Consider the following 18,190-nt stretch of genomic DNA (forward strand, 5'->3'; position numbering starts at 1 on the left):
GGGGGCGGGCTCCGACGGGCCCGCTCGCTCCTCCGGCTCTTTGGGCTTGGTTCCGCAAGCCGAGACGGCGAGGAGGACAACCGCGGCTGCGATGACCCCTCGCATTTTTCCAACCGATCGCTTTGCTGGCGCTTCGACGGCTTGCACGCCGCCATTATACCTCGGCCACATGGGCCCCAACAAAAATCAGGTGAGGTCCGTGCAAGTCACCCGGGGGAGCCCACCGCCACCTCGGCCGAAGGTAGCGCAGCCCAACACGCAGCGGCGAGGAACGCCCAGACCAAGCTCAGCACGGGAAACCGTGCTCTACCGCAGCCAGATCTCGAGGCCGTTGCCACAGTGGCCGTCCGCCGCGTCGTCGTGCCACGCGTTGTTGTTCTGGTTCTGCGTGCAGCTGCACACGCCGCTGAACGGTGCAGACAAGTCCTCGTTGAGCCGCATGTGCAGGTCGCAGGAACTCGTATAGCCGTAGTCAGACAGGCTCATGCCGCCGATCGAGGTCAACCCATACACCAGAATCGCCCCGTCCGTGCAGTTCAGCACCAACTCTGGGTCTTCGCGCACAGGCGTGGCCGCGTGGGCGTCTTGGCTAAACCACGAGAACGCCTCGCCGTCGACCCCTTGAACCAGGTCCGCGGTCTGCTCGGAGTCGTCTTCGGCGGTCACGGTGAACCGGGCCGTCGTCATGTCCGGGAGGCAGTCGTCGGTGATCATCGTTGCCGTCGTCGCAGACTTCGTTGCCGGTCACCTGACCGTCACCGCAGATGTCGCCATCGCCATCGCCGTCACCGTCGCCGTCGCCCGTGGGATCGCCGTCGCCATCGCCCGACGTCTCCATGGTCCCGCTCTCGTCGCTCCCCGCGGGCGTGTCATCGCCACACGCGGTGAAGACCAAGCAGCAAGTCGATGAGAGCGTAAGCTTCGGAGATTTTGGTATGAGGATTTCGCATGGTAGGCGAGCCACTCGACCCGAGCAACCGCGTCGGCGCACCTTTAAACTAGTCGAGCACAGCTGCCCAGCCTACGGGCCAGGTAGACGAGACAGACACCGGCCTTCGCGAGTATCATCACACCCACCCTGCATGTCACGGTATCTGTACTTCGCCCCGCTCACCGACTTTCTCGCCGCAGTGGACACGGCCGAGCTGGTCTCCACGCTGACCACACGCCACGCGGAGCTGACCGACCGGCCCCCGAGCGACGGAGAGGTCCAGTCGTGGCGGGTCTCGCTGCCGGCCATGGCCGATGTCCTGCGTGATCCAGTGTTTGCGACCGGCGAGGTGTTCGTCGAGCTGTTCATGCCGCTCAACGGCCGACGCTGCGACGCCCTGTTGAGCGGCCGATCACCCGAGGGGCCCAGCGCGGTGATCGTCGAGCTCAAGCAGTGGTCATTCGTGAGCAAGTCGCACCTGCCCGAGCACGTGTACGCGGGGGGCCGCAATGTCCTGCACCCCTCGGTCCAGGTTGGCGACTATGTGGAGACCCTGCGCCACTTTCATAGCGCGTTCACGGGCTCGGGTGAGGCCATCTCGCTCGCGGGCGCGGCGTTCCTGCACGACCTGCGCCAGACCGGGGACAAGGCTGATCTGCACGACGACATCGTGTTTGGCTCGGCGCCCCAGGACTTCCCGCTGTTCTACGCGCACCAGCACCGCTTGTTTGCAAAGTGGCTGGCAGACCGCCTGGTCCCGGGTCCGGGCAAGCCGGTCGCCGATCGCATCCGCCAGGGCGGCCCACTGCCAAGCCCCAAGCTGCTCGATCGGGTGGTGTCGTGCATCAAGGGCCAGCAAGACTGGCGCCTGCTCGACGAGCAGAAGACCGCGTACTTCTCCATTCGCCACGCCGTGCAGCTGGCCAAGGACACCGGGGACAAGCGCGTGTTCGTGGTCCGCGGCGGGCCGGGGACCGGCAAGAGCGTGCTGGCGATCCAGCTGTTGGCCAGCGCCGCCAGCCAGCACTGGCGGGTGGCTCACGCGACGGGATCGAAGGCGTTCTCGACCGTGCTGCAGGGCCGGACGCTCGCGTTCTCTCGCGACCTGATGAAGCGAATGCACAGCGTGAAGACCAAGAAGGCGCTGCCGGTCGGCGAGCTGTTCACGACCTTCGCCGATGTCGCCAAGCTCGGCGCCCGCGACCCGGATCGGCTCGACCTCACGGTCTGCGACGAGGCCCATCGGCTGTGGAAGTTTCGTCGCATGAAATACCCCAACGGCAAGGTCGAGTGGCTGAGCGAGACGTCGATGATCGATGAGGTCATCGCCGCGAGCCGGGTGACCGTGTTCTTTCTCGATGATGATCAGTCGGTTCGCGCGGGCGAGATCGGCCACTCACGCCTGATCCTCGAGCGCACCGCCGCGCTCGGCATTCCCCACGAAGTCCACGATCTCGACGCGCAGTTTCGCTGCGCTGGATCAAGTAGCTACATCCACTGGGTCGACGGCTTGCTGGAATTTCGCGCAGGTCTGGATCATGAGTGGCAAGCCGATCAGGTCTACGAGACCAAGGTGTGGTCGGACATGCACGCAATGGACGCGCACCTGCGGGGCTTGGTCGAGCAGCGACGCAGCTGCCGGCTGCTGGCGGGCTACTGCTGGCGCTGGTCGAAGCCCGACGGCCTCGGCCAGCTGCCTCACGATCTTCAAGATCCGCGGTTTGGTAGCTGGTCCGGCGCGTGGATCGAGAAGACTGGCCAGCACACCAAGCCGCTCGAGAATCAGTACTATCGCTGGGCGACGCTCGACGACGCCTACGAGCAGGTCGGCAGCATCTATTCGGTGCAGGGCTTCGAGTTTGACGATGTTGGCCTGATCTGGGGCGACGATCTGGTCTGGCGCGAGGATCGGTGGATTGCGCAGATCGACCGCAACAAGGACAACGCGTTCAAGAAGGAGCTGCGGTCCAGCGGTACCGACCCAGTTCAGAAGCTGCGCAATGTCTACCGGGTGCTCATGACCCGGGGGATGCGCTCGACCCACCTGTTCATCCTCGACGACGAGACGCGGGCGCATATCCAGGCTTGCTTGGCGCCGCGGGTGCAGGCGCTGTCGGTGGCCTCGGGCGATCACACCCCGGCTTCGACGCCGCCGCCGGCCCGCCGACGGCTCGCGATCGTCGAGCCCGCGCCCCGTCGATTCAGCCCGATCGAGGTGAGCCCGGATCCCTCGGCGCCGTGGTCCAGCGGCGCGCCCGTGATGGACTTCCATGCGGCGGCGGGCGGCTTCAGCGGAGCGTGGCGCGATCTCATTGATCCAGCCGAGGCCGAGCAGTGGGTGACCTGGGCGGACGCGCCGAGCTTCTTTCCTGGTGAGTTCGTCGCCGAGGTCCGCGGCGACTCGATGACGCCGCAGATCCATGACGGCGACTGGTGCCTGTTCAAGCCCGCGCCGATCGAGCAAGCGATTGGGCGTCCGGCGCTGGTGCGACTCGCGGACGCTGGACACGACGGGGGGCGGTTCACCGTCAAGATCGTCAGGGTCGAGTGGGCTCCGGGTCTCGGCGGTGAGCTGGTGCGCTCGGTCCTGGTGCTGGAGAGCCTCAACCCTGCGCATCCGCCGATGCGCTTCGCGGCGAGCGAGCAGGCCGAGGTCACTGTGTTGGCGGTCGTTCGTCGAATCTTGGGGCCGCGCGACAAAGCATGAACGGCGGGCGCGCTCGAAGCTTCGCGGGCCCGCGGATAGGCTATGGTCGACGCGCGTGCGCATCGTGATCGCAACCTCGCTCGGCACCCTCGCGGTGGTCGCCTGCACGCCGACGCCCGCGCGCGACGACGCCGACACCAGCGACACCAGCAGCGAGACCGAGACCGGCGACCCACCACACGCCTGCGAGATTCTGCGCCGCCACCTCGACCTGGTGTTCGAGTAGCTTTGTTCCAACGACCACGCTGTGCGCCAGATCGCCCCCCGACAGTGTGAACTCGACCCGCTCGCGATTGCCGAACCCCGTCGCTCGTGTGAAGTTGGCTCGCCCGCTGTGAACGCGGCCGGACCACCATGAGCGCACTCGAGTCTCGAACAATATCTACGCCCAACCTCGACATGCACCTGTGGCTTGCGGGCTCACCGGACAAGCCCGCGGTGCTGCTGCTGCACGGCAACCTGTCGAGCGCGGTGTTCTTCGATCGCGTCCAGGCCGAGCTCGCGGCGGACTACTACGTGATCGCGCCGGACATGCGCGGCTACGGGCGCACGCAGGCCAAGCCCGTCGACGCGACCCGGGGCGTGCGCGACTTCTCGGACGACCTCGCGGGCTTGCTCGCCAGCCCCGAGCTCGGTCTCGCGGCGGACGCGAAGCTTCACGTGGTCGGTTGGTCCGCGGGCGGCAACGTGGCGATGCAGCTGGCGATCGATCACGGGCAGCGCGTGGCCTCGCTCGCGCTGATCAACCCAGGCTCCCCCTATGGCTACGGTGGGACCAAGGGGGTCGATGGGACGCCCTGTTACGCGGACTTCGCGGGCTCGGGCGGGGGGAGTGCCAACCCGACATTCGTCGAGCTGCTCGCGGCCAAGGACACGGGCGCCGATCAACCGGTCTCGCCGCGCAACGTGATGAACAGCTTCTACTGGAAGCCGCCGTTTCGGCCCGAGCCGGAGGCCGAGGAGCGCTACCTCGCGGGGATGCTCGAGGTCGCGGTCAGGCCTGAAAACTACCCGGGCGACGCGACCGCTTCGCCGAATTGGCCGAATGTGGCGCCCGGCGTGACGGGCATGAGCAACGCGCTGTCGCCCAAGTACCTGAATCAGTCCGGGATCGTGCAGCTACGCGAGAAGCCGCCGATCCTGTGGATCCGCGGAACCGACGATCAGATCGTCTCCGACCGCTCGATGTTCGACTTTGGTGTGCTCGGCGAGCTGGGCGCGGTGCCCGGTTGGCCCGGCGCCGACGTGTACCCGGCCCAGCCAATGGTGGCGCAGACCCGCGCGGTGTTCGAGCGCTATGCGGCGGCTGGCGGCCGCTTCCATGAGCACGTGATCAACGACGCTGGACACGGGCCGCATATCGAGAAATACGATGAGTTCATGACCGCGCTGCAAGGATTCTTGGCGAACTGATGCGACCACACGACTCAATGTTACATTTGTGCAAACCGGGACTTGGCTTGGGCGTTGGCCTGGGGCTTGCGCTGCTCGGATGTCCAGCCGCGGGTCCGGACGAGGGCGCCGACGCGACCGCCGAGACCGGCGACGGCGACGGTGATCCCGGCGACGGCGATCCCGGGGACGGCGATGGCGACCCCGGGGACGGGGACGGCGATCCCGGGGACGGCGATGGCGACCCCGGGGACGGGGACGGTGACGGCGACGGGGACCTGTGCGACGACGGCGTGGTCCCCAACCTGACCTTCGAGCTTGGCTACGACCAGGCCGAGCATGGCTGGGTCCGCGCCGAGCGGTGGGTGATCGACAGCCCGATCATCCCCGACGATCCCTTCTTCCCCGACGCGCGCAGCGAGCAGACCGATCAACAGCTCGAGTTCTATGGCTTCGAGCCGAACCCGTCGCCGGCCAGCTTCGTGCTGCAATTCGGCCCGGGCTGGGACACCGCGAGCGGCAATCCAGTGCTGTTGGTCCACGGCGCCGATGATCCGCCCGACCGCGCGTGGGCCAACCCGGGCGTCGATGGGCCCTACGGCTGCGGCGACATGGTCTGCCCGAGCGAGGGGCTGATGCAGGGTCTCGCGGCCGCCGACATCCCGGTCGTGGCGATCGCGTTTCCCAACAAGCAAGGCGACAACTTCATGTGGGCCGAGCAGATCCACGCGGCGATTCAGGTCATTCGCGAGCGAACCTGCGCCGAGCAAGTCGACGTGATCGCGTGGTCGAAGGGGACGGTCGCGGCCCGCATGTACGCGTCGAGCGTGAACGAGGACTGGGGCACGCCCTACGCCGACGACGTGCGAAAGCTGGTCTTGATCGGCGGCCCCAACCTGGGCATGGACTACGGCTTTCGCTATGGCAGCGGCAACAACACCACGGTGTGGCCGCCCGGCATGGCCCACGGGCCGACGGTGCACCACGAGCAGGTGGTTGGATTTCAGACCGTCGATTACAGCGAGCACGCAATCTACGACCACGGCGGCGGCTACTACTACCGCGGTCAGGCTCAGATGCTGGCGAGCTGGATCGACACCTATGATCTGACCTTCACCGCCAACAACGGGCTGGGGGCCTACGCGACGGTCGACACGCTCTCGACCTACTACGGCGAGAGCATGTATCAGGGCACCTACGCGCGCGGGCTTGGTCTGGACTACGCCGTGGCCCAGGGCTCGCTGATCGAAGAGATCGTCGACGCGGGCATCCCGGCCAGCATTCAGACGTACCTACTATGTGGTGAGGTCAGCGAGCAGGCGGACTACATCGTCGGGATCCCCAACGAGATCTCGGGGCCCAGCGACGGGGTGGTGTTCGTGCAGTCGTGCGCGGCGCCCGACGGGCTCGGACAGATCGGCGACATCGAGGTGCTCGACGGCATCAACCACCTCGAGCTCGGGTTCGAGACGCTGGCGCAAGACACGATCATCGGGTGGCTCGCGCGGTGACCCATGTTGGCGTGATGGCAGCGGGCGCGTACGTGCCCGCGAGCTCGATCAGCTCGGCCGAGATCGCCGCGCGGACGGGGATCCCCGAGGCGGTGATCCGCGAGAAGTTCGGCATTCATCAAAAGCCGGTCCCCGGCCCCGAGGATCACACCAACGCGATGGGCCTGTGGGCGGCCCAAGACGCCGTCGCGCGGGCGGGCATCGACCCAGGCGAGATCGACCTGGTGCTGTGCACGACCGAGGAGTGGAAGGAGTACCCGCTGTGGACGGCGGGCATCAAGCTGGCCCACGATCTCGGGGCCACGCGAGCGTGGGCGATCGACGTGCAGCAGCGGTGCGGAACCACGATGGCGGCGATCGAGCTGGCGCGGGCGATGATCCTGAGCTCGCCGGGGATCGAGACCGTGTTGATCGCAGGCGGCTATCGCAACAGCGACTTCGTCGACCTCGAGAACCCGCGCGCGCGGTTCTTGATCAACCTCAGCGCGGGCGGCGGGGCGCTGATCCTTCGCAAGAACCACCATCGCAATCGCGTGCTCGGGACCGGCGTGATCACAGACGGGAGCTTCTCGCTCGATGTGATCGTGCCAAGCGGCGGGACCGTGGATCCACGATTTGACGGCCCGATCGGCGCGGGCAGGCGGGCGCTCGACGTGCCCGACCCCGAGGGCATGCGCGCGCGGCTCGACAGCAAGTCGATGGCGAACTTCCTGGCGGTCGTCGACCAGGCGCTCGCGCGCAGTGAGCTGCCAGGTCGCGGGCCGCTGACGCGCGCGGACGTCGGCTTTGTCAACATTCTCCACATGAAGCGCTCCGCCCATCGCTATGTGCTGGGCGAGCTTGGCCTGCGCGAAGATCAGAGCTTTTACCTCGAAGACTACGGGCACATTGGCCAGCAAGATCAGCCGCTGGTGTGCATCGAAGCCGAGCGGCGCGGGCTCCTGCGCGACGGCGACGTCATGGTCATGGTCGCGGCCGGGATCGGCTACGCATGGTCGGCGTCGGTGATCGCCTGGGGTCCCAACACGAACGAGACAGCATCATGAGCAACGAGCAACGAGTCGCAATTATCACGGGTGCCGCCAACGGCATCGGCCTGGCAACGGCGCAGGCGTTCGCGGGCGCGGGTTACCGCGTGGTCGCGTGGGATCTGGCCGAGGACGCGGGGGCCGAGCTGGTCCGCACGATCACCGCAGCGGGGGGCCAAGCGAGCTTCGCCCGCGTGGATGTCAGTGACGCCGAGGCGGTCGAAGCCGCGGTCGCGGCGGTCGTGGCTGAGCACCAGCGCGTAGACGTGCTGGTCAACAACGCGGGGATCCTGCGTGACGGGCAGCTGGTCAAGTTCAAGGCCGGCGAGCTGGTCGGTAAGCTCAGCGCCGCGCAGTTCGACGCTGTGATCGCCGTCAACCTCAAAGGTGTGTTCACCTGCACGCAGGCCGTCGCCCCCCACATGATCACGCAGGGCTACGGGCGGGTCATCAACGCATCTTCGGTCGTGGGCCTGTACGGCAACTTTGGTCAGACCAACTACGTGGCGGCCAAGTCTGGGGTGATCGGCATGACCAAGGTGTGGGCGCGCGAGCTGGGCCGCTACGGTGTCACCGTCAACGCGATCGCCCCCGGCTTCATCGCCACCGACATGGTCAAGCAGATGCCCGCGCACGTGCTCGAGGGCATGGTCGCGCACACGCCGGTCGGTCGGATCGGCGAGCCGGAGGACATCGCGCGGGCCTACCTGTTCTTGGCCGATCCCGGCTCGGGCTTCATCAGCGGCACCGTGTTGAGCGTCGACGGTGGCATGGTCGTGGGGACCTGAGGCGCCCGGCATGCAGCGACCGGCCTTGGTAGGGGACTGGTTGGGGCGACGAGCGCAGCTCTCGCCCGAGGCGCTGGCGATCATCGATCTCAGCCGTGCAGACAACCCCGAGCCGCGCGACATCGACTATGCGACGCTCGATCGCGAGACCAACCAGGTCGCGCGGTGGTTGGCGTCGCAGGGCGTGGGGCTGGGCGATCGCGTGGCGATCCTGGCCAAGAACCGGATCGAATATGTCCAGCTGTGGTTCGCGTGCGGGAAGCTCGGGGCGGTCTTGCAGACGCTCAATTGGCGGCTCACCGCGGCCGAACTCGAGCCGCTGGTCGCCCACGCGCGGCCGCGCTTGCTGTGCTGGGATCGCGAGTTCTCCGCGCTGGCGGCCAACCTACGCGGGCGCCCGGGCGCGTCGTCGGTCCAGTTCGTGGCGCTCGACCGCAGCGACGCCGAACCTGATCCGTGTCTGTCGAGCTGTCGCGAGCTGCAGGACACGCCGCTGCCGGCTGTCGAGCTCGCGCCCAGCGACCCGTGGGTGCTGTGCTACACGGGCGGGACCACGGGCACGCCAAAGGCCGCGATCTCGACCCACGCGACCGTGACCTGGAACGCGATCAACACGGCCTCGAGCTGGGGTCTGTCGCACGGCGACGTCGCCGTGCTCAACGCCCCGATGTTTCACACGGGCGGGCTCAACGTGTTCACGGCGCCGCTGATCCACGTCGGCGGCTGCTCGATCCTGTGCCGCGAATTCGACCTCGAGCAGCTCTACGACCTGCTGGAGCGTCGGCCCGTCAGCTGCTTGTTTGGGGTCCCCGCGATGTTCCAGGCCATGCAGGCGCACCCGCGCTGGGCGACCGCGCCGATCGAGCGGGTCCGGACGATCATCTCGGGTGGCGCCCCCTGTCCGGGGCCGGTGTTCGAGCAATTCTGGGCCCGCGGGGTCGACTTCAAGACCGGCTATGGCTTGACCGAGGCGGGGCCCAACAATTTTTGGCTGCCGCGTGAGCGCGTGCGCGACAAGCCCGGTGCGGTCGGGTGGCCGCTGATGCACGTCGAGATCCGGATTGTCGACGCAGGTGGCGACGCGTGCGGTCCGGGCGAGGTCGGCGAGCTGTGGATCCGCGGGCCGCATGTGTCGCCCGGGTATTACGACGATCCGCAGGCCACCGCCGCGAGCTTCGTCGACGGGTGGCTGAAGACCGGAGATCTCGCCCACACCGACGCGCAGGGCTGCGTGACGATCGTCGGGCGCAGCAAGGAGATGTTCATCTCGGGCGGCGAGAATGTGTACCCGGCCGAGGTCGAGAGCGCGATCGCAGGTCACCCGGACGTCGTGGATGTCGCGGTGATCGGCGTGCCCGATCCACGCTGGGGTGAGGTCGGTCGCGCGTTCGTGGTGCTGCGACCAGGAGCCCAGCTCGAGCTCGCGGCGCTGCAGCAATTCTCGGGTGAGCGGCTCGCCAAGTACAAGCTGCCGCGCTCACTCGTGATCTTGGACGTAATGCCGCGCACGAGCGCGGGCAAGCTAGACAAGCGGCGGCTAGGGATTGAGCAGGGAAGCATCTAGACAACCGGCCCCCAAGTGCGGGACTCTCCCCGCATTAGGTCCGCTCGGAGTCCTGTCATGCAACTCGTGAACTCACCGTCGATCCGCCTGTTCTCACTCTTGTCGCTGTGTCTGTCGCTGTCGCTGGCCTCGGGGTGTGGCCCCGACGCTCCGGCCGACGAAGAGGCGGGCGAGACCACGGCCGCCTCGGGCACCGCCAGCGAGACGGCGAGCGACCCAGACACGTCCACGGGCGAGGACCCGAATCCGACGACGACCTCCGCCACCACCGACGGCAGCTTCGTGTCGGACGAGGGTCCCGACAGCGGCAACGACACCGCCGCGCCCGGCAACCTGGGTGACATGTGCATGTCCGACTCGGAGTGCGCCGAGGATCTGTTCTGCAATGGCGTGCCTGGGTTCGGCGGCGTCTGTTCCGAGTGCGGCGGCGACTCGGACTGCCCCGACGGCAGCAACTGCACCTTCTTGAACGGGTGGTTCGCGTGCGGCGACGGCAGCGAAGGGCAGATGTGCGAGAGCGATGCCTCGTGCGCCGAGGAGCTGTTCTGTGCCGAGGTCGTGGATCTCGGCGGGCTGTTCAACGGAAACTTCTGCTCGGAGTGCAGCGAAGACGCGCACTGCCCCGACGGTCAGCTGTGCGCACCGCAGCTCGAGTTCATGGACATCACCAACATCGCGGGCCAGCGCGCGTGCATTGAGCCAAAGACCGCGCCCAACGACTCGCTGTGTGACGACAAGGGCAGCGGCGACGAGCAGTGCGAGGGCTTCTGCACCACCGCGGATCTCATGGGCTTCATCGAGCTCGGGGTCTGCGGCGAGTGTGAGAGTGATGCCGACTGCATGATGGGCACCTGCATGCCCGCGATGATCGGCTTCAACGGGTTCTCGGGCTCCGTCTGCGGCTGACGCCCATGTATAGTCGGCGCCATGATGCGCCACCAAGGATTACGCTCGCGGCTGGGTTCCGGGGGATGCCTGCTCGCCGTGCTGCTGTGCACGACCGCCTGCACAAATGAGATCACCGCCACGCTGAAGGTCGACGGCGAGAGCTTCGTGCCGACCTCGTGTCGCGCGGGGCAGCTCAACAACTTCGCGGGTGTCGATCTGATCGACGACGCGGGCCAGACGCTGCGCCTGGTCCAGAGCCCCACCAACGAGTCGAACGCGATCCTGCTGGGTGCCAAGACCGTCGAGTTCGGCGCGTGCGGGACGTTCAGTGTCGAGCGGCAGAGCTCGGCGGTCAATGACATCACCAATGTCATGGGCGAGGCCAAGCTCGATTGTGAGGCCGACGGGCGCTCGGTCTCGGGTACGGTCAGCTTTAAAAATTGCCACTAGACTAGAGCGCCGAATTGGCGCGCTCAACGTGAGATCATCACCGACGCAATGCACATCTCTTTGTCGTCCCCCCACCACTGATCCTGGGGAGCCGCGCCGTCCGGTTGGTTGGCTTGGGTGTTGTCGAAGTGGCATTCGACATACAGGCGATCGCCGGTCTTCACGGTCACCGGCTCGGTCAAGAAATACTCACCTTGCCACGCGAAGTCCCAGTCCTCGATGTGGAGCAGACAATCGACGCTGCCGTCGAAGTGCAGGACCGCGAGCGAGGCCGAGGTGCCGAGCTCGTGCATGTGTAGCGAGACGTTGTGAACCTGCAGCGGCTGCCCCTTGTTGAACCACACCGCGGGATCGTAGGCGTAGCTGTACTTGACGTCGTCCTTGCCCGCGGGGATCTTCATGGTCTTGCCGACCAGCCACGCTGGGTTCATGACTGCGAGCCCATCGACCGGGGTCGTCACGCTATTGTCTAGCTTGAAGCGCAGCTTGGTCTGGTCCGGCGCCGCGCCAGCGGACAGCTCGTAGTGGACCGAGAGCAACAGGTGACTGTTGGCCGGGACCTGGCGACCGAGCCCATCCGGGAAGTCGTGCACGCCCGCGCCCGGGACCCAGCCGCCGAGGTAACCACCCGCGGCCGAGACCACGCCGCCCGGGCAGCTCCACCCCGGGCCGTCGTCGGCGTTGTCGCGATCTTGGTACTCGGCGAGCTTGTCGGTGGGGACGGCGTAGACGATCGCGTGATGGACGAGATCCCGGCGACCCGGCTCGAAGTCGAGGCCGGTCACGTACACCTCGGCGTCGCCGGTCCCGAGCGGATCGGCGGGCCAGTCGATCAAAAAGCAGCGCTGGTCATCCGAGCTGCCGATCGTCGCGCTCGGGGTGTAGGGCTCGGGCATCTCGAGCTCGAGGTCCACGCGCGAGAGCCCGGGCGGCGTCGGTGGTGGCGGCGCGTCGGCCGGGTCGCCCTCGGGCGCGCCCTGCTCGACCCAGCGCTCGAGCACCGCGCGCTGCTCCGGGGTCAGCTCGCGCTCGTGCTGGAGCGGCGTGCAGCAGCGCGAGGGCGGCCACGGTGGCATTGCGCCGGACCGCACCGCGTCGAGCATCAGTGGCGCGAACGCGACGACGGACGCGTACTCGTCGAGGGCGAACGGGCCGATGCCGCCCGCGGTGTGGCAGCCCGTGCACGCGGCGTCGAGGATCGGGCGCAGATCTCGATGGTAGGTGGGCGTGTCGACCGGCGACGCGGGCAGCGGATCCTCGCTCGCCTCACACACGCCGAAGTCGTCGGGCAGCGGGGAGTCGGGGATGCAGCCGCCAGCCAGCGCGGCCAGCCCCACGAGCCCCGCCGTTGCTCCGCGCCTGCGTGAGCCTGGCCGTCCGGTCTCCATGCCCCATGAGACGCCAATTGCGGGTTTGAGTCTACTAATCTCGCGCAGCTGCGCGCTCGAGCGCGCGGTCGAGCTCCGAGCAGCGCACGCGGATCGTGGCCAGCATGTCGCGGATCTCGGTGAGGTCTTCCTCGCTCATGTCGGCCGCGGCGTCGAGATCACCAAACATCTCATTGGCCGCCTCGGCGGTCTTGCGCAGGCGGTTGACCGACTTCACGAAGCGCGGGAGCCGGGGTCGGCCGCCGCGACTGACGAGCCTGGGGCTGCGCTTGCGGGCGGCGACGGCCTCGCGCTCGAGCTCGGCGACGGTCCAGGCCTGGTGGAGCGCGGCGTCGAGCAAGCGGCGTTGATCGAGCTCCGGCAGGCCCAACACCAGGCGCAGGTGGCTGATCCCCAGGCCCGCGTCGGCCCAGCGCTGCAGCCCACCAAGCCGCGAGCTCAGCTCGTAGAGCGCGATCGAGCGATACAGCGCGGAGCTGCTCACGGGCAGGTCACTGCGGCGCGAGAGCGTGCGCAGCGAGTGGGACTTGGGTCCGCGGCCGCGCCAGCGCGAGAGGTCGCCATCATACAGACGCTCGACCACCAGGCGTCCGATCTCCACCGCCTGATCCACGCTCACGTCCCTGCCGAGCGCCGACAGCTGCTCGGCGAGATCATCGATCCGCGGCGGCGCTTCGTCTAGCGACAGACCTGGGTAAGGAGGGGACAGGGCCGGGACTTCAACGACGGAGAGGTGACTCATGGGACTCGGTGGAGCAAGCGGCTCCCCTAGTTAGTGACACCATGCGCACGATCGATTGCTTTTTGTCAGTGGCACGCTGGATTCGCCGCTAGAAGCGGGGAAACACCAAACCGCTCATGCGCAGCGCGATCGAGAATCCATCGACCCAGCGGCGGTCGAGCTCGCTTGCGACCCACGCGCCCGGTGCCGCCTCGCAAACATCGTCTACGCAGTGTTGCCAGTGGAAATTGAGCTGTGTCGCGAACTCGACCCCTACCGAGAAGTCAGCGAGGATCCAGCCATCCACGATCAGGGCCGGGCGCACCAGCGCGCCGGTGGAGCTCAGCCGATGGGGGGCGACGTCGCGCAGCAGCACCCGCTGCGACCAGCCGAGCCCGAGCTCGAAGCCGAGATCCACGCGGCTGTCGGCGCCAGCTCGTGTGGCGAGCGGGACGATGCCGCGAACCGCGAGCATGCCAGCGTCGGCGGTCCCCGTCGCGAATGACCCGCCGGGTCGATGGGCCTGGCGGACCCACGCGCCCGAGAGGTACCAATTGGGGTTGAAGCGCCAGCCACCGCCGAGCCGCAGCGCGAGCCCCGGTGAGGGTCCAACTCCGCCGGCCCGGCGACCGCAGGTGCCCGCGTAGAGCAGGGCCGGCTGACACAGGGCCACGCCAACGGCGACGTCGAGCGCGAGCCCGCGTCTGTAGGGCGGGCCGTACAGGGGCGACTCGCGCGGGGGTGGGACGGGCTCGTGAACGAGCTCGGGCTCGTGAACGAGCTCGGGCTCGTGAACGAGCTCGGGCTCAGGCTCGGGCTCGGGCTCGGGCGCCTGCGCGTGTGCGACGCGGGCGAGGCTCAGCGCGCCGACGAAGCCGAGCGCGAGCAGCCTCGCAGGGGCACGGCTGAGGCTCGCTCGCACCGGACGATGGTCGGGCACCGCCGCGGTCACGGCAAGTCCGGGACACGGGCAAGCAGGTCCCGCGAGCGGGACGGCCTCACAGCGGGGTCGCCTTGCCTGCCTCGATCTCCTCGTCAAACAGCAAGTGGCTGATCGCGTAGTAGGGCTGGCGCTTGCGCTGCCTGGTCATCGGGAGGATCCGCAGGCGCGTGAACCCGCGCTCGGACAGGACCTCGGGCAGCTCGATGTGGCGGGCGCTGACGCCGTCCTGGTTCCACTCGAGCTGGCGTGGCACGGGGACCCGCGCGACCTCCTCGGCGTGGTCGTAGAAGCGGATCTCGAACCGGTCGGCGTCGTTGACCGAGACCTCGAGCTCGTGGGCGCGCTTGAGCTGCTTGTACTTGACGTACACCCCGGCGTCCGTGAACCGGCGGACGAGCTTGGAGTTGATCGGCGTCCCGTCGGCGACGGGCTTGGCGGCGATCGAGCTGGCGTTGCGCCGCGACGCGCCGTGGAACCGCCACGCCTCTTCGTTGAGCAGCTCCGCGGGCCCACCGGTGTTGAGCCACCAGATCGCCCGGAACCGGTCCCAGCTCCACAGATCGCCGTGAGTCACGAGATCGATGCGCTCGTACAGCTCGTGGACCTGCGGGTCTTCGATCACGTTCTCGCCGGTCTCGAGGGTCTGAATGTAGCCAGGCGGGATCGTGCGGATGAAGTGGCCGGTCATCCAGTCGGGTCGCCAGAGGGCGGGCATGCGGGCGAGCAGGGGATCGGTCAGCGCGACGTCGTCGACGAGGTGAACGTCGGGACCGGCCGCGAGGCCGCGGTAGCCCATCGCTCGGGCGATCACGGTCTTGCGCCCGGGCCTGGCCCCGCGCAGGCCGAGGTCGGTCCAGCCGTGATTGGGCATCTCGTCCCAGCGGTTGGCGCTGAGCAGGCTGGCGGCGTGGAACAGCAGCGCGTGCTCGTTGGTGACCCGGCGCCCGGTTCGAGCCTGGTTGTGGGGGACCCGGATCGTGCTGTTGGTCTCGAGCGTGTTCGGGTGCGCGCTGAGCCCGATCCCGGCGACGATCGCCGCGATGATCAGGAACTGGGTCAGCTCGATCCGCTTGATCTGCGACAGGCACACCAGCGCCATGAACATGGGCGCGGTGAAGAACCGACCGAGCATGAAGTCGCCGCCGATCTTGGTCATGTACAGCGCGTGCAGGATGATCCCCACGGCAAACGGGATCATCTTGCGATCGCGCGTCATGAACGGCGCGACCACGCCCGCCACGATGATCAGCAAGGTCAGCGGATCCGCGTCGAGGGTGGACACGAAGTACAGCAGGCCCTGGTGCGCGAGCTGGCCCGCGTCAATGCCAGAGTTGAGCTTGGCGAGCGCGGTGTTGGGCACCAGCGCGCCGTAGTAGACCAACGAGAACAGCTCCCACGCGACCAGCGGGGCGCTGGCGAGCACCGCCCCGCGCAGCAACGGCGTCAGTTTTTCGCCCCGGCGAAACGCCTGGATCCCAGCCGCGAGCACGACTGGCCCGAGCAGCACCGCGTTGTCGGGCCGGCTCAGCAGCGACAGCCCGCCCAGCAGGCACAGCAGCGTGAACCGCCGCACGTCGGGCACGCGCCCGAGGTAGACCCAGGCGCTCAGGGCGATCAGCAGATGGGTCAGCGGGTTCTCGAGCCCTGAGGTCGCGTAGTCGACGAACGCGTGGGACAGCGTGGCCGCGAGCAGCACGATGATCCCGACCCACTCCGAGCGCGCGAGCCGAATCGAGACAATTGCGACGGCGCCGGTCGAGACCAGCGCGCCAAAGATGATCAGTGAGTAGAAGAACTCGTTGGTGATCGAGTAGACCGCCCAGCACAAGAGCAGCCACAGCGGGTGGGTGAATGCCTGGACCCGCTCGCCGACGTTCCAGACCAGGCCGTGGCCGTTGCAGAAATTATCGACGGTGCGCAGCGAGATGTAGGCGTCGTCGACGAGCCAGCCGTGGCGCAGGATCACCAGCGCGAACGCCAACAGCAGGAGCACCCGAACCCGGCGGCGGGCCCGGTGGGGGTGTTGTCCGAGCGATGGTGACGTGGGCACTCGGGGGGATGTGCCCTGGCGCCGCTGACTCGATCACGTCTAATTCACCATCTGTTCATCGACAGTCGATCGGGAGCGCGAGCGGCTCACAGCGGGCCAAGATCGTCACACCACAGCTCTTCGGCGTAGAAGAAGCCCAGCAACTCTTGCGTGGCGGTGTGGGTGTCGATCAACAGGGCCATCAGCGGCGGCTCGCCGGGCCGCGGGACGCAGCGCGCGTGGGCGCGGCTGAAGTTGGCGAGCTGCTGGGCCGCGGCGATCAGCGCCCGCGAGGCGCTGTCGGTGCCGCCGTCGTAGCGCGCGAGCTGGCGGACCGTGCCCAGCCCGGGCACATGAAACACCGCGTCGTTGGCCAAGAAGCGCGCGTCGTGGGCGGGCGGATCGTCGTTGGTGAACAGCGGCCCGAGCTCGGCCACGCTGGCCCGGAGCTGGGTGAGGTCGGCCTCCGAGAACCGCCGCCGCGCGGGCGTGCACAGGCTCGAGATGGCGCCGTGGACCTCGGACAAGGTGGCGAGCCGCTCGGCGAGGATCATCCAGCCGACGTCGAGGTGGTCCTGCGCGAGCTCGGCCGCGGCCCGGGCGGGTGCGCGCAGGGCCTCGACATAGTCGCGATCGATCCGTCGCGCGCAGTCGGTCGGGATGTACTCGCTCGGCTCGACCGTGCCGATCCGCGCCGAGCCCCGCAAGAACAGCCGCGGGGTCATCTGGCAGGCGTGGGCGTCGCTGCCGCTGACGCAGGCCGAGAACGGCTGCAGGTAGCGGAGATAGCGTTGGCCGCACTGGTACCGGGCCCAGCCGTCGGCGTCGAAGTCCGAGCGGGTGCGGGAGGCCTGGAATTCGGCCAGCTCGGCCTCGATCCCGGGCACGACCTGGGCGAGCTCGACGGCGTAGGCGGCCGCGAGCACGGCGTCAGCGTGGTCCAAGAACGGCTCGAGCAGCTCGAGGCTGTGGGTCTGACCAGCGATGAGCGAGCTCAGCAGCGGCTCGCAGCTGCCGACCGCGGCCGGGGCCACGCTGCGCCAGACCGGCGCGTCGACCTCGACAGGACCGACCACGAGCACCGCCGGGTCACCGAGCTCGGCCCACCGCTGCAGCCAGACCGGGTCGACGTCGAGCTGCTTGGGCAGCGACCAGCGGGTCCGACCGCTCGGGCCGGTGGCCGGGAGCAGGGGGGGATCCTCGCGGATCACGTCGGCGAGGCGCGGACGCGTGGTGTCGTGCGGGCCGATCGCGTGCACGGCGGTGTCGGGCGCGATCCGACCGACCAGCGCCGCGAGCTGCATCGCGTCGAGCTTGCTGGCCTCACGGCTGCCGCTGCCGTCGACCAGCAGACCGACGCGCGCGCGGGGGCCGAGCGCGGCCGCGAGCTCGTCGAGATCTCCAGCCGCCGAGCTCGGCGGGCGCCAATCCAGATCCAGAGACGGCATCGGCAGGCCCCCGGCAGGCCGCGGTGGACCCTCGGGCAGCGTGGCAGGCGCTGGACTGGCGGCGATCGGGCCCGGTCCGTGCGTGGGGCTGGGGGAGCACGCGATCACGCTCGCCAACCCAGCCGCCAACGCGCACGCGCAGGTGCCCCCGACCATCAGGCCGATCCCCCACAGCGCCCGCCGACGCGTGCCTGGACTGCTGGAGCGAGCGCCAGCTTGGTCGTGGGGAGCGAGCCGGTTGCGCCGTTGCGAGCGGCTAAGGGGCGCGAGCATCCGCGGACAGCATACGGAGCTCTGGAGCAATGTCTCCGTGATCCGCCGCACCCGCATCGCAAACCAGTCCGCAACCGCACCACGCTGCGATCCACGGGTATACTGGCGACGCGCATGGGTTTCGAACGA

Annotated in this window: 16 protein-coding genes; 10 read left to right on the top strand and 6 right to left on the bottom strand. The window is 68.3% G+C overall.

Annotated elements, in window-relative coordinates; genetic code table 11:
- Positions 1 to 306: 306 nt before the first annotated feature.
- Positions 307 to 714 (bottom strand): hypothetical protein, encoded by a 408-nt coding sequence (locus ENSA7_RS04200; protein ID WP_106087899.1) that lies wholly within the window; start codon positions 712 to 714, stop codon positions 307 to 309.
- Between ENSA7_RS04200 and ENSA7_RS43160 the strand changes: the two genes are divergently transcribed.
- The 10 genes from ENSA7_RS43160 to ENSA7_RS04245 all read left to right on the top strand — a co-directional run bounded on the left by ENSA7_RS43160 (position 707) and on the right by ENSA7_RS04245 (position 11,259).
- Positions 707 to 910: a hypothetical protein gene (locus ENSA7_RS43160; RefSeq protein WP_181233112.1), complete on the top strand. Its 204-nt coding sequence runs from the start codon at positions 707 to 709 to the stop codon at positions 908 to 910. The genes ENSA7_RS04200 and ENSA7_RS43160 overlap by 8 nt on opposite strands.
- 172 nt (positions 911 to 1,082) lie before the next feature.
- Positions 1,083 to 3,638 (top strand): DNA/RNA helicase domain-containing protein, encoded by a 2,556-nt coding sequence (locus tag ENSA7_RS04205; protein WP_181233114.1) that lies wholly within the window; start codon positions 1,083 to 1,085, stop codon positions 3,636 to 3,638.
- A 55-nt stretch (positions 3,639 to 3,693) separates the two neighbouring features.
- Complete coding sequence (locus ENSA7_RS43165) at positions 3,694 to 3,864, top strand: hypothetical protein (protein WP_181233116.1); 171 nt, start codon at positions 3,694 to 3,696, stop codon at positions 3,862 to 3,864.
- Between the two features lie 128 nt (positions 3,865 to 3,992).
- Positions 3,993 to 5,051, top strand: coding sequence for an alpha/beta fold hydrolase (locus tag ENSA7_RS04210; RefSeq protein ID WP_106087901.1), 1,059 nt, complete (start codon positions 3,993 to 3,995; stop codon positions 5,049 to 5,051).
- A gap of 47 nt (positions 5,052 to 5,098) precedes the next feature.
- Complete coding sequence (locus ENSA7_RS04220; protein WP_181233118.1) at positions 5,099 to 6,541, top strand: esterase/lipase family protein; 1,443 nt, start codon at positions 5,099 to 5,101, stop codon at positions 6,539 to 6,541.
- Positions 6,526 to 7,587 carry a 3-oxoacyl-ACP synthase gene (locus ENSA7_RS04225; protein ID WP_443655647.1) on the top strand — a complete coding sequence of 354 codons (1,062 nt, stop codon included), beginning with the start codon at positions 6,526 to 6,528 and terminating at the stop codon, positions 7,585 to 7,587. The genes ENSA7_RS04220 and ENSA7_RS04225 overlap by 16 nt, the downstream gene beginning before the upstream one ends.
- Positions 7,584 to 8,357, top strand: a complete 774-nt coding sequence (gene fabG / locus ENSA7_RS04230) for a 3-oxoacyl-ACP reductase FabG (RefSeq protein WP_106087903.1) — start codon at positions 7,584 to 7,586, stop codon at positions 8,355 to 8,357. The genes ENSA7_RS04225 and fabG overlap by 4 nt, the downstream gene beginning before the upstream one ends.
- A 10-nt stretch (positions 8,358 to 8,367) precedes the next feature.
- Entirely contained in the window at positions 8,368 to 9,921 is a 1,554-nt protein-coding gene (locus ENSA7_RS04235) for an acyl-CoA synthetase (protein WP_106087904.1), read from the top strand.
- A gap of 57 nt (positions 9,922 to 9,978) precedes the next feature.
- A complete protein-coding gene (locus ENSA7_RS04240; protein WP_106087905.1) occupies positions 9,979 to 10,827 on the top strand; it encodes a hypothetical protein in 849 nt (282 codons plus the stop codon).
- Between the two features lie 21 nt (positions 10,828 to 10,848).
- Positions 10,849 to 11,259, top strand: a complete 411-nt coding sequence (locus ENSA7_RS04245; protein WP_146157310.1) for a hypothetical protein — start codon at positions 10,849 to 10,851, stop codon at positions 11,257 to 11,259.
- 23 nt (positions 11,260 to 11,282) lie between these two features.
- On the opposite strand, the gene ENSA7_RS04250 is transcribed toward ENSA7_RS04245, so the two are convergent.
- The 5 genes from ENSA7_RS04250 to ENSA7_RS04270 all read right to left on the bottom strand — a co-directional run bounded on the left by ENSA7_RS04250 (position 11,283) and on the right by ENSA7_RS04270 (position 18,061).
- Positions 11,283 to 12,596 (bottom strand): monooxygenase, encoded by a 1,314-nt coding sequence (locus tag ENSA7_RS04250; RefSeq protein WP_106087907.1) that lies wholly within the window; start codon positions 12,594 to 12,596, stop codon positions 11,283 to 11,285.
- 85 nt (positions 12,597 to 12,681) lie between these two features.
- Entirely contained in the window at positions 12,682 to 13,389 is a 708-nt protein-coding gene (locus ENSA7_RS04255) for a hypothetical protein (RefSeq protein WP_106087908.1), read from the bottom strand.
- A gap of 88 nt (positions 13,390 to 13,477) precedes the next feature.
- The gene (locus ENSA7_RS43170) at positions 13,478 to 14,290 is read right to left on the bottom strand and encodes a hypothetical protein (RefSeq protein WP_181233120.1); all 813 of its coding nucleotides are present in this window, start codon (positions 14,288 to 14,290) and stop codon (positions 13,478 to 13,480) included.
- Between the two features lie 76 nt (positions 14,291 to 14,366).
- Entirely contained in the window at positions 14,367 to 16,361 is a 1,995-nt protein-coding gene (locus ENSA7_RS04265; protein ID WP_146157311.1) for a hypothetical protein, read from the bottom strand.
- An 86-nt stretch (positions 16,362 to 16,447) separates the two neighbouring features.
- Positions 16,448 to 18,061, bottom strand: a complete 1,614-nt coding sequence (locus ENSA7_RS04270; RefSeq protein ID WP_146157312.1) for a hypothetical protein — start codon at positions 18,059 to 18,061, stop codon at positions 16,448 to 16,450.
- Positions 18,062 to 18,190 lie beyond the last annotated feature (129 nt).

It is taken from the genome of Enhygromyxa salina, from assembly GCF_002994635.1.
Taxonomy (GTDB): Bacteria; Myxococcota_A; Polyangia; order Nannocystales; family Nannocystaceae; genus Plesiocystis; species Plesiocystis salina_B.

Bases quoted from the DNA above. Each gene is read 5' to 3' on its own strand.
- ENSA7_RS04245 (WP_146157310.1), top strand. From the start codon at position 10,849: ATGATGCGCCACCAAGGATTACGCTCGCGGCTGGGTTCCGGGGGATGC.
- ENSA7_RS04205 (WP_181233114.1), top strand. From the start codon at position 1,083: ATGTCACGGTATCTGTACTTCGCCCCGCTCACCGACTTTCTCGCCGCA.
- ENSA7_RS04270 (WP_146157312.1), bottom strand. From the start codon at position 18,061: ATGCTCGCGCCCCTTAGCCGCTCGCAACGGCGCAACCGGCTCGCTCCC.
- ENSA7_RS04210 (WP_106087901.1), top strand. From the start codon at position 3,993: ATGAGCGCACTCGAGTCTCGAACAATATCTACGCCCAACCTCGACATG.
- ENSA7_RS04255 (WP_106087908.1), bottom strand. From the start codon at position 13,389: ATGAGTCACCTCTCCGTCGTTGAAGTCCCGGCCCTGTCCCCTCCTTAC.
- ENSA7_RS04200 (WP_106087899.1), bottom strand. From the start codon at position 714: ATGATCACCGACGACTGCCTCCCGGACATGACGACGGCCCGGTTCACC.
- fabG (WP_106087903.1), top strand. From the start codon at position 7,584: ATGAGCAACGAGCAACGAGTCGCAATTATCACGGGTGCCGCCAACGGC.
- ENSA7_RS04240 (WP_106087905.1), top strand. From the start codon at position 9,979: ATGCAACTCGTGAACTCACCGTCGATCCGCCTGTTCTCACTCTTGTCG.
- ENSA7_RS04235 (WP_106087904.1), top strand. From the start codon at position 8,368: ATGCAGCGACCGGCCTTGGTAGGGGACTGGTTGGGGCGACGAGCGCAG.